This window comes from Streptomyces sp. YJ-C3 (genome assembly GCF_053891275.1).
The window spans coordinates 699544-710514 of the sequence record NZ_CM132685.1; the positions used below are offsets into that span (position 1 = coordinate 699544).

General features: G+C 74.2%; 9 protein-coding genes. 5 read left to right on the forward strand and 4 right to left on the reverse strand.

The window, feature by feature from the left end:
* Positions 1 to 139 precede the first annotated feature (139 nt).
* The 4 genes from ACVHNB_RS03140 to ACVHNB_RS03155 all read left to right on the forward strand — a co-directional run bounded on the left by ACVHNB_RS03140 (position 140) and on the right by ACVHNB_RS03155 (position 5865).
* Positions 140 to 1141 (forward strand): SMI1/KNR4 family protein, encoded by a 1002-nt coding sequence (locus tag ACVHNB_RS03140; RefSeq protein ID WP_456227367.1) that lies wholly within the window; start codon positions 140 to 142, stop codon positions 1139 to 1141.
* A 7-nt stretch (positions 1142 to 1148) separates the two neighbouring features.
* The gene (locus tag ACVHNB_RS03145; protein WP_456227368.1) at positions 1149 to 3752 is read left to right on the forward strand and encodes an SUKH-4 family immunity protein; all 2604 of its coding nucleotides are present in this window, start codon (positions 1149 to 1151) and stop codon (positions 3750 to 3752) included.
* Positions 3753 to 3821: 69 nt separating this feature from the next.
* Entirely contained in the window at positions 3822 to 4808 is a 987-nt protein-coding gene (locus tag ACVHNB_RS03150) for an LCP family protein (protein ID WP_428952959.1), read from the forward strand.
* Positions 4809 to 4971: 163 nt separating this feature from the next.
* A complete protein-coding gene (locus tag ACVHNB_RS03155; protein WP_428952958.1) occupies positions 4972 to 5865 on the forward strand; it encodes a cellulose-binding protein in 894 nt (297 codons plus the stop codon).
* A gap of 237 nt (positions 5866 to 6102) precedes the next feature.
* Here the strand turns inward: ACVHNB_RS03155 and ACVHNB_RS03160 are convergent, their stop codons facing one another.
* Positions 6103 to 6558 (reverse strand): helix-turn-helix domain-containing protein, encoded by a 456-nt coding sequence (locus tag ACVHNB_RS03160; protein WP_456227369.1) that lies wholly within the window; start codon positions 6556 to 6558, stop codon positions 6103 to 6105.
* A 68-nt stretch (positions 6559 to 6626) separates the two neighbouring features.
* On the opposite strand from ACVHNB_RS03160, the gene def reads away from it, so the two are divergent.
* Positions 6627 to 7226, forward strand: coding sequence for a peptide deformylase (def, locus tag ACVHNB_RS03165; RefSeq protein WP_456227370.1), 600 nt, complete (start codon positions 6627 to 6629; stop codon positions 7224 to 7226).
* Positions 7227 to 7272: 46 nt separating this feature from the next.
* Here def and ACVHNB_RS03170 read toward each other — a convergent pair whose 3' ends face one another.
* The 3 genes from ACVHNB_RS03170 to ACVHNB_RS03180 all read right to left on the reverse strand — a co-directional run bounded on the left by ACVHNB_RS03170 (position 7273) and on the right by ACVHNB_RS03180 (position 10951).
* Complete coding sequence (locus tag ACVHNB_RS03170; protein WP_428952955.1) at positions 7273 to 8910, reverse strand: sodium/solute symporter; 1638 nt, start codon at positions 8908 to 8910, stop codon at positions 7273 to 7275.
* A complete protein-coding gene (locus ACVHNB_RS03175) occupies positions 8907 to 9302 on the reverse strand; it encodes a DUF485 domain-containing protein (protein WP_428952954.1) in 396 nt (131 codons plus the stop codon). Before ACVHNB_RS03175 ends, ACVHNB_RS03170 begins: the two co-directional genes overlap by 4 nt.
* A gap of 116 nt (positions 9303 to 9418) precedes the next feature.
* Positions 9419 to 10951, reverse strand: a complete 1533-nt coding sequence (locus tag ACVHNB_RS03180) for an MDR family MFS transporter (protein WP_428952953.1) — start codon at positions 10949 to 10951, stop codon at positions 9419 to 9421.
* Positions 10952 to 10971: the final 20 nt, after the last annotated feature.

The window sequence follows — 10971 nt, forward strand, 5'->3', positions numbered from 1 at the left end:
GGGCCGGTGACCGGTGTCGTACAACCGCATAGGCTGTCGTTGTCCGCGATCGATACGTGTCAGAAATCGGACCGAGAGTTCGGATCACGGGTTCGGTACGGATCAGGAACCGTCAACAGCGCCGCAGGGGGCAACCGCCATGACGACAGGTCGGCTCGGGCAGCAAGCCGCGCCGCCGAACGCGGCCTATGCCGGGCAGGTAGTGAATTTCCCTGACCCGGTCCGCGCCGCCCGGCATCCGAGAGGGGTGCGGGTGGACGCCGACGGCTACCCGGACTTCTCGGCGTACGCGCGGGCCGCGGCCGAGATCGCGGAGCCTCCCGAGGGATTCGGCGTCGACGAGCTGCGGCTCACGGACTATGTGTCGGCGAACGCGGCGCTGGCCGCGTCCGGGCACGAACTGTGGGACACGATCCCGGCGGTGGCGACCCCGCACGGCTGGACCTGGCACCACGTGCGCGGCTCGCGCCGTCTGGAGCTGGTGCCCGTCGAGGTGAAGGCGTTGCTGCGCCACCACGGCGGTCTCGCGACGGCGGCGGTGGACCAGCACAAGCGGGGCACGCGCCCGCTGCAGGACACCCTGCCCGCGCACTTCGGGCTGCCGAAGGCGGCGGTGGCGGTGACCGAGCAGCAGGTGCTCGGCGTGGAGGAGGACCTGGGGTACCGGTTGCCGGGCGCCTATCGGTCGTTCCTCAAGGCGGGCGGCGGCTGTGCGCCCGTCGGGGCCGCGCTGGACGCCGAGTTGGGCCTGCTGATCGACCAGCCGTTCTTCACGGTCCGCGACGAGGCCGCGGTCAACGACGTGGTCTACGTCAACAAGTGTCTGCGCGATCACCTGACCAAGGACTATCTGGCGGTCGGGTTCGTGCAGGGCGGCATTCTCGCGGTGAAGGTGCGGGGCGCGGCGATCGGTTCCGTGTGGTTCTGCGCGTACGACGACGCGCGGGACGGCGGTGACACGGCGGGCTGGTCGGCGGCCGAGCGCGTGGAGCGGCTGCTGCTGCCGTGCGGCGACGACTTCGATGTCTTCCTGTCCCGGCTGGCCGGCAATCCGCCGGAGTTGGAGACGGTGGCGAACCTGATGGTGGACGGCGGCTTCGCGACCGCGGTCCCGGTCTCGACGTACTCGGACGAGGGGTGAGGGTCCGATGGTGACGTTCGCGCAGGCGCAGGAGCGCGCCGAGGAATGGATCAACGGCGATGTGCCCGGCTACCAGCACCGTGAGGTGCGGGTGCGGGAGTTCGAGCTCGGTTTCGTGGTGTGGGCGGAGGACCGGGAGGCCGGTCCGGTGTCCGACGGCGGCCGCCAGCGGCTGGTGATCGCGCGGGACAGCGGTGAGGCCACGCTGTGGCCGTCGCTGCCCGTGGGCGAGGTGATCCGGCGGTACGAGGAGGAGTACGGGCTGCCGGACGGGCCCGCCGAGCCGGCGGCGCCGCAGCCGCCCGAGCGGGTGGATCTGAACCAGACGTCCTTCCTGCTGAGTCCGCCGGAGTGGCTGCAGGAAGCGGCGGACAAGCTGGGCATCCCCGACCGTCGTCCGTCGTCCTCGGCCGCGTCGCCGGCTGCCGCGGCGCCGGAGCCGGCCGACGAGCCGCAGGACGCCCCGCCGGCCGCGCCGGTGGGCGCGACGCCGTGGGCCGGTACGGACACGAACGGCGCGGGTGACGAGGAGGACCGTTCGGTGCCGCTGCCCGACACGGTGTTCTCGCCGCCGCTGTCGGAGGACGAGCCGCGCCCCGGTGTCCCCGCGGACGCGAAGACGGCCCTGATCTCGGGCGGCAGCCAGCTGCCGTCGACGACGGTGTCGCCCGCGCTGGACGAGCCCCCCGCGCCGCAGTACGGCTATCCGCAGGGCGGCCCGGCCGCGCCCGCGGGGCCCGACATGCCGCCGCCTCCGGTGGGTTCGGCCGGTGCGCCGTTGCCGCCGCCGGTGCCGGGTTCGGCGGTGCCGGGGACGCCTCCGCCGGGTGCGCCGCAGTACGGCTATCCGCAGGGTGGTCCGGCCGCGCCCGCGGGGCCCACTACGCCGCCGCCTCCGGTGGGTTCGGCCGGTGCGCCGTTGCCGCCGCCGGTGCCGGGTTCGGCGGTGCCGGGCACGCCTCCGCCGGGTGCGCCGCAGTACCCGCAGGGCGGTCCGGGCACTCCGCCGCCCGCTCCCGGTGCCGGGGACATCGCGGACGTCGCGACCAGCAAGGCCCAGGGACCGCAGCGCGGCGGTGCCGGGCACACCCCGCCACCGCCGGGGGCTCCCGGTGCGCCTGGTGCGCCCGGTGCGCCCGCGGGCGGTTATGTCCCGACGCAGATGGTGTCGTCGCTCGGGCCCGACGGGCAGCCGCAGGTCCCGGGTGCTCCCGGGGCTCCCGGCGCGCCGCAGCCGCCCGGTGCTCCCGGTGCTCCCGGTGCGCCGCAGCCGCCCGGTGGTGACGCTGTGCACCACGCCGCGACGATGCTGTCCGGGCCGCCGGTCGGCGGTCCCGGTGGTCCCGGTGGGCAGGCCCCGCCGCCGCCCGGCCCGCCCGGTGCCCCGGGGGCTCCCGGCGCGCCCGCCGCGCCCAAGCCGCCCGCCGCGCCGCGGCCGCCCGGCAGCACCCCTCCGCCGCCCGGTGGCGTCCACCACGCCGCGACGATGCTCGCGGGCCCCGGCCCGGCCCAGGGTCCGCAGGGTCCCGCCGGTCCGCCGCCCCCGCGGCCCGGCGCGATGCCCCCGCCCATGCCGGGGCAGCAGATCCCGGGTGGTCCGCCCCCGGCCGCGTACGGCTATCCGCAGCCGGCCGGTCAGCCGACCGTCGGCCCCGGCTACCAGGCCGTGCTGCGCTACCGCGCGCCCGACGGCTCCGAGCAGCAGCTCATCCGGCGCTCCGCGCCCGGTGTGCCGCACCCGGAGTGGCAGATCTTCCACGAGCTGCGCGGCATGAACATCCCGCCGGACCAGGTCCTCGAACTCCACACGGAGCTGGAGTCCTGCGCGCTGCCGGGCGCCTACTGCTCCCGCATGATCCAGGAGCAGTGGCCGCAGGCACGGATCACGTCGATCGCGCCGTACGGCACCGATCACGCGTCCCGCCAGCAGGGCATGCAGCAACTCATCGCGCACCAGGGCGAGCTGCACCAGGTCGCCGACGGGCCCGCGCGCCCGGCGCCGGTCCGTGCGCCGCTGCCGCCCGCGCAGCCCGCGCCGCCGGTCCCGCCGGAGGGCATCGCGCAGGAGCTGGCCGCCGCGTTCGGGCCCGGGGTGTTCCGGTTCGACCAGCGGGCCGTGTCGCGGCAGGGCGTCCCGGACGTCGTGGCGCACACGCTCGTCGTGGCCGGGCTGCCCGCCGACTTCGGGCCGTTCTTCTGGGCGCAGGCCCAGCCGGGCCGCCCGGTGCCGACGCTGGCCGAGCTCGCGCAGGAGCGCGGGGTGCAGCCGTCCTCGGACGCGGGCTCGTACCTCGTGATGGGCAGCGACTTCGGCAAGGCGGTCTGCGTCCAGTACGGGACGGCGCACATCGTGGCCGTGCCGGTCGAGGGGGGTCCGGGCGGCGCCCCGGTGCCGCCGCAGTTCGTGAACAGCGGGCTGCCCGAGTTCGCGCGCTCGCTCGCCCTGCTCGGCCGGATGTGGCGGCTGCGCTACGGCCTGAACCAGGAGCAGGCGGGCCGCTGGACCGTCGACTTCCAGGCACAGCTGAACGCGATCGACCCGGCGGCGCTCGGCTCGCCCGAGACCTGGTGGTCGGTGCTGCTGGAGCAGATGTGGGACGGGCTGCTGTAGCCGCGTAGAGACGCGTGCCATCGGGGCGCTCGACCTGCGGTATCGGTCGGGCGCCCCGATCATGCGCTCATGGCGGGCACCCGGGCACAGGCGAAGGCGGCGCGGCGGCGGCGCTGGCCGCGGCGCGTCCTGCTGACCCTGCTCGTGGTCCTCCTGGTGCTCGTCGGGTACGGCACGGGCCTGTACTTCTGGGCGGGTTCACGGCTGCAGACCACCGGCGCGTTCACCGGATACGAGGGCCGTCCGACGGCAGGCCGGGGCACGGACTGGCTGCTCGTCGGCTCGGACTCGCGCGCGCACCTGACGCCCGAACAGCGCAAGGAACTCCACGTCGGCAACGACCAGGGCCTGAACACCGACACGATCATGGTCCTGCACTACGGGGCCGCCGGGCCGTATCTGATCTCCGTTCCGCGCGACTCGTACGTGCCGATCCCCGGCCACGGCAAGAACAAGATCAACGCGGCGTACGCGCTGGGCGGCGCCGAGCTGCTCACACGGACCGTCGAGCAGGCGACGGGGCTGCGCCTCGACCACTACGCGGAGATCGACTTCCTGGGCCTGGTGAACGTCGTCGACGCGCTCGGCGGCGTCACGCTGTGCGTACCGGACGGCGGCCTGCACGACGAGAAGTCCGGGGCCGACTTCGACGCGGGCTGCCAGCACATGGACGGTGTCCAGGCCCTGCAGTACGCGCGGGCCCGCTACTCCGACCCGCGGGGCGACCTCGGCCGGGTCGAGCGCCAGCGGCAGCTGGTCGACGCGATCGCCGACGAGGCGCTGAGCCCGGCCGTGCTGGTCCCGCCCTGGCGGCTGATCCCGTTCCTGAGCGCCTCGCTCGACGCGCTCACCGTCGACACCGGGACCGGGGTCGGCGCGCTGGCCGCGATGGGCCGGAAGGCGGCCGGTCTGTCCGGGACGGCGACGGTGCCGGTGGCGAGCGAGCCGTACGTGCCCGGGGTCGGGGACGTCGTGGAGTGGGACCCCGACGAGGCCGAGCAGCTCTTCGCGGCACTGCGCGACGACACCGCGATTCCGACTTTCGACAGCAATTGACGCATCCTTGACCGAGTAGGCCGGGCGGTGTGTCACGTGTGTCGCGTTATGGACGCTTCCGCTTGATCGAGAAAGATGTGCGCCAATCGCGCAGTACGTCGCGCCTCGCACGGCGCACGTCGCACGTCGTGTTTGTCGTCGTCGGGTTGGAGAGGGGTTCCAGATGAGCGGTGCAGGTGCATCGGCGTCGCCGCACGGTTTCGTCGTCGTACGAGGCCGTGGTTACCGCCCCGAGCAGGTGGAGGCCCTCGCGGCGGACCTGTCCGGGGCCCGCGACGACGCGTGGGAACGGGCCGCGCGGCTGACCGTCCTCGCCAAGGACATGGAGGCGGAGGCCGAGCGGCTGCGCGAGGCCGTCGCCCGGCTCGCCCCGCAGACGTACGAGACGCTCGGCCGGCGGGCGCAGTACTTGCTGGAGCTGGCCGAGGAGGAGGTCGCCGCCGTGCGGCACGCGGCGGCGAACGACGCCCACGCCGCGAACGAGGCCGCCGAGGCGGCGGGGCGTGCGGCGCGGGAGGCCGCGCAGGCGTACGCCGACGAGGTGCGCGACGAGGCCGAGGAGCGGGCCCGGCGCCGGGAGGACGAGGCGCGGGCCGCCGCCGACGAGATCCGGGTCGCCGCGCGGCGCGACGTGAAGGAGGCGCGGGGCGAGTCGCTCGCGGCGCTGCGCGAGACGCGGCGCCACGGTGAGGAGACCCTCGCGGGGCAGGCCAAGGAGCACGCCGAGCGGATCGAGGCGTTCGAGCGGGAGGCCGCCGAGCGGGAGTCCGCCGCGGACGAGCGGGAGGCGGCCGCCGTCGCCGCGGCCGAGGAGCGGCTGTCCGAGGCGAAGCGGGCGTTCGCCGAGGCGCAGGAGGCGGCCCGGCACGGGCAGGAGGACGCCGAGGCGACCGCGGCGGAGCTGCTGGCGCAGGCCCGGGCCCGGGAGGAGCGGGCCGCGCGGGAGACCGAGCGGGTGCTGCGGGAGCACGGGGAGGCCTGGGACGAGGTGCGGGCCCATATGGACCATGTGCGGAGTTCGCTGGCGGCCCTGACCGGGCGGGCCGCGGCGGAGTAGTCGTTCGGGTCGCGGGGCTCCGCCCCGGGCCCCGCTCCTCGGTCGCCGGAGGGGCTCATGCGTCGGCGGAAGCGCCCGGTGCGCGCACCTTTGCCGCCGGGGCGCGGAGCCGGTCGCGCTCGTCCGGCGTCAGCGGCCCGGTGAGCTCGTCGATCCGCCGCTCCACCTCCGCCGCGCTCCGGTCGACCAGGGAGCGGATCGTTCTCGTGCCCTGCGTGCCCGCGGCGCCGGAACCGCTCAGGCCGGTGTCCCGCCGGGCGGCAGGGGGCGCAGCCGGGTGACGGCCGACACCGGGACCGCGCCCGCCGGATGGTGCCGGCGCCGCTCATAGGGCGCGGTCAACTCCGCGATCCGTCGCGCCAGTTCGTCGGCCTCGCCGGGGGTCAGATGCAGTACGGCGTCGAGGGTCCGCTCGGTGACACGGACCGACTGCCGAGGGTCGTCCCAGCGCAGCCGCCACGGCCGCACCCGCCCGCCGCTGTGCGAGGCCTCCTCGATGAGTCCGTGCCGGGCGAGCTGGCGCAGATGGAACGAGCACAGCCCCGAGCTGTACCCGAGACGGGTCGCCGCCTGCGAGGACGTGACGGTGCCGAGCTCGGCCAGCAGGTCGAGCAGGGCGACGCGGACGGGATGGTCGGGGAGCGGGCGGGCGGCCCGGCCCGTGGTCTCTTCGGTCAGATCTTCCTCGGTCACTTTGCAAAGGATGCTACTTTGCAAAGAGATTGGTCAAGTGTCGGCAGGCGACGAGGAGTTGGCGGGCGATGGGCGAGGGACTGCTGCCGGAGGTCGAGCGGGGCGCGGTGCGGCGCATCACGGTGGTCGGTGAGGAGGTGCTGCACCGCCGCTGCGCGCCGGTCGCCGACGCGGACTTCGGCACGCCCGGACTGGCCCGGCTGATCGACGACATGTTCGCCACGAACCATGTGGCGCACGGCGCGGGCATCGCCGCGAACCAGGTCGGTGTGGACCTGCAGGTGTTCGTGTGGGACATGGAGGACGACTGGGGCGTGCGGCACGTCGGCCACATCGCGAACCCGGTGCTGGACGAGGAGCCCCTCGCCGGGCGCCGGCTCGTCGAGGAGCCGGAGGGCTGCCTGTCGGTCCCCGGCCCGCACAAGATGCTGGCGCGCGCCGATCACGCGGTCGTCCGGGGCCGGGACAAGGACGGCCGCGAGGTGGTCGTCGAGGGCCGCGGCTACTTCGCCCGCTGCCTCCAGCACGAGACGGACCATCTGCACGGCCGCCTCTACATCGACCGGCTCGGCAAGCGCGAACGCCGGGACGCCCTGCGGGAGATGGCGGAGCTGCGGGACGAGGTGTTCGCGCGGCGGGCGGCCGCGGCCGAGCGGCTCGGCAAGTGAACTCCCCGACCGCACCCGAGCAGGTCAGCAGGCTCGGCGCACGTCGTCACCGGCCCGTGCCGAGGTCCCGGGACCGCCGCGCGCCTTCCTGGCGTACGGCACCGGCCAGGATCCACTCCTCCACCGCCTCGTACTGCCGCCGCTGCTCCGCCGCCCGGCGGGGCGACGTCAGCACCGTGCCGAGCCAGCCGAAGAGGAAACCGAGCGGGATGGAGACCAGGCCCGTCGTGGTGAACGGGAACCAGTTGAAGTCCCGGCCGGGGAAGGCCGACGTGGGGGAGCCCGACACCAGGTTGGTGCCCGTCATCAGGATCAGGCACGCCGCCGTACCGCCCAGCAGCGTCCACATCAGGCCGGCCCGCGTGTAGCGGCGCCAGAAGAGGCTGTAGACCAGGGCGGGCGCCAGGGCCGACGCGCCCAGGCAGAAGGAGAGCGTGACCAGCGGCTGCAGGTTGCGGTGCTGGACCAGGGTGGCCAGGAGGATCGCGGGCACCCCGACCGCGAGCGCCGCCACCCGCGCCGTCTTCAGCTCCCCGCGCCTGGTCAGCTTCGGTCTGCCGTACGCGAACACGTCGTGCGCCAGCGAGTTCGCGCAGGCCAGGATCATGCCCGCCACCGACGCCAGCAGCGTGAGGAACAGGGCGGTCGTGACCGTGGTGAACACCAGCGACTCGGTGGTGGACGTCGTCGGGCCGAACGCCGCCCGCGCGCCCAGCAGATACGCCGTGTTGCCCTGCGCGTCCGCCGCCGCGATCGTCGTACGCCCCACGAGGGCCGTCGCGCCGATGCCGACGACGGAGATGATCAGCGCGAAGACGCCCACCGACGACACCGCCCAGGACATCGAGCGCCGCACCTCGCGGGCGTGCCGCGCCGTGTACATGCGCATCGTCACGTGCGGCAGGCAGGCCGCGCCGAGGACCACCGTCAGCTGTGAACTGATCATGTCCATACGGGGGTTGGGGCCGCCCGCGAACTCCAGGCCCGCGCTCAGATAGGCGCGCCCCTCCCCGCTCCGCCGCGCCGCCGTCGCGAGCAGCGTGCCGGGGTTCCAGTCGAATCGGTGCAGGATCAGGGCCGCGACCACGGCGCCCGAGCCGAGCAGCATCACGATCTTCACGATCTGGATGACGGCCGTGCCCTTCATGCCGCCGATCGCCGCGTAGCTGATCATCAGGGCGCCCAGGGCGATCACGCAGCCGGTCTTGAAGCCCTCGCTGGTGAACCCGAGCAGGAACGCCATCAGGTCCCCGGCGCCCGCCAGTTGGACGAGCATGAGCGGGGTGAGCGCCGTCAGGGTCGTGCCGCAGGCCGCGATCCGCACCGCTCTGCCCGGCATCCGGCGGGCCAGCGCGTCGCCCAGCGTGAACCGGCCCGCGTTGCGCAGCGGTTCGGCCAGCAGGAACATCAGCAGCAGCAGGCTGAGCGCCGTGCTCAGGGCCAGGACGACCCCGTCGTAGCCCATCAGCGCGATGACGCCGCCGGTGCCGAGCACCGTCGCCGCGGAGATGTAGTCGCCCGCGACGGCCAGGCCGTTGCGCATCGGCGTCAGGCGGCCGAAGCCGGTGTAGAACTCCTCCAGGTCGTCGCGGTCGGGCCCGGTCATGATGCACAGCAGCAGGGTGACGGTCGCGACCGCGGTGAACGCCACCAGCGACATCGACTCCGAGGAGAGGCCGGTCATCGCCGGCCGCCCTGCGGACCGCGGCCCTGCCGGCGCAGCCGGTGGGCGAGCGGGTCGACGCGGTGCCGGGCCGTGTACTCGTACAGCAGCAACGCGACGCCGGTGACGGGGATCTGGCACAGGCCGATGAGCATGCCGGTGGAGAGGCCGCCGCCGGCCGAGCGGTTCATCACGGACGGGGCGAAGGCCGACAGCAGCAGGAAGAGCGTGAAGTAGCCGAGCGCGGTCAGCGTGGCGACGCGGCGCTGCCAGCGGTACGCCGTGCGCAGCAGCCGCAGTTCGGCGCTCGGCCCGCCGGGCGGCGGCAGATCGGGGTGACGGGGGAGGCGGTGGGCCGGGGCGCGGTGGGTCGGTGAGCGGTAGGCGTGGGAGGGGTGGGAGGGGTGCGGCATCCCGTTCTCCTTGCGTGGCTCGGGTCCGCCGGGGACGGGCGGACCGCAGGGAGTGCGTGGGGAGCCGGAACGTTACTCGTAGGTAGGGGAGTTCGGCGAGGGTTTGCGCGAACTCGTCAGTCGGTACGTCGCGGGTTTTCTTGTACCTGAGGTGAGCGTTGCTGGTGGGGAAGTTGTGCCGCGGATGACTGGTCTTCCGCGGCGTCCTTCTGCGCGGGGTCCAGGACCGGGAAGCGGCGGGGCGCCAGCAGCAGAAGGACGAGGAGGGCGAGCGCGGCCGCGCAGGCCGCCCCGATGTAGACGGAGTCGACGGCCGCGTCGACCGCCCGGCGCACCCCGTCCGCGCCGGGGTCGCGGGCCACCGAGTCGAGGTCGGTGCCGCTGCCCAGACGGGCGGAGATCACCCCGTTGGCGACGGCGCCGAAGACGGCCGCGCCGACCGTCTGCCCGATCTGCCGGTAGAAGAGGATCGAGGCGGTCGCCGTGCCGCGCTCGGCCCAGCCGACCGTGGACTGCACGCCCACGATGAGCGGGAGCTGGAACAGGCCGAGGGCCGCGCCGAGCAGCAGGCTGAGCAGGGTGGGCTGCCAGACCGCGCCCGGGAAGGGCAGCAGCGGGAACACGGCGAGGATCACCAGGGCCGCCGTCATGCCGAGCGCGGCCGTGTCGCGGAAGCCGATCCTGCGGTACACGTGCTGGCTCAGCGCCGCCGACACCGGCCAGCTCAGCGTCATCACCGACAGCACGAAGCCCGCCGCGGTGGGGGACAGACCGAGCACCGACTGCGCGTACGTCGGCAGGAACGTGGTCGGCGCCACCATCAGCAGGCCCATCGCGCCGAGCGCGAGATTGACCGCGGCGATGGTGCGCCGCCGCCACACCCAGCCCGGCAGGATCGGTTCGGGGGCCCGCCGCTCGACGGCCACGACCCCGCCGATCAGCGCGACTCCCGTACAGAGAAGGGCGATCGAGGGCGTCGACGCCCACTCCCAGACCACGCCGCCCTGCACCAGCCAGGTCAGCAGCACCCCGCCGGCCGCGAACACGGCGAGCGCGCCCGCCCAGTCGATCCGGGGACGCGGGCCGCGCTCGCGGCGCGGCTCGTGCAGATGGCGGACGACGAGCAGCAGCGCGACGGCGCCGATCGGCAGGTTGATGAGGAAGATCCAGCGCCAGCCCGCGTAACTGGCGAGCAGCCCGCCGAGCGCCGGGCCGAGGACCGACGACGTGGCCCACACCGTCGACAACCTGGCCTGGATCCTGGGGCGTTCCTTCAGCGGGTACAGATCGGCGGCGAGCGTCTGCACCGTGCCCTGGATCGCGCCGCCGCCGAGCCCCTGCACCACCCGGAAGGCGATCAGGGAGCCCATGTTCCACGCGGACGCGCACAGCACCGAGCCCACCAGGAACAGCACGCTGCCCGCGATCAGGACGGGCTTGCGGCCGACGGTGTCCGACAGCTTGCCGTACACGGGCAGGGTCACCGTGACCGCGAGCAGATAGCCGGAGAACAGCCAGGAGAAGACGGAGAACCCGCCGAGTTCGCCGACGATCTGCGGGACCGCCGTGGAGACGATGGTGGAGTCGAGCGCGGCCAGTGCCATGCACAGCATGAGCGCGGCGACCACCGCGGTCTTCTTCCCCTGCATATGTTCCCCCTGCACGTATC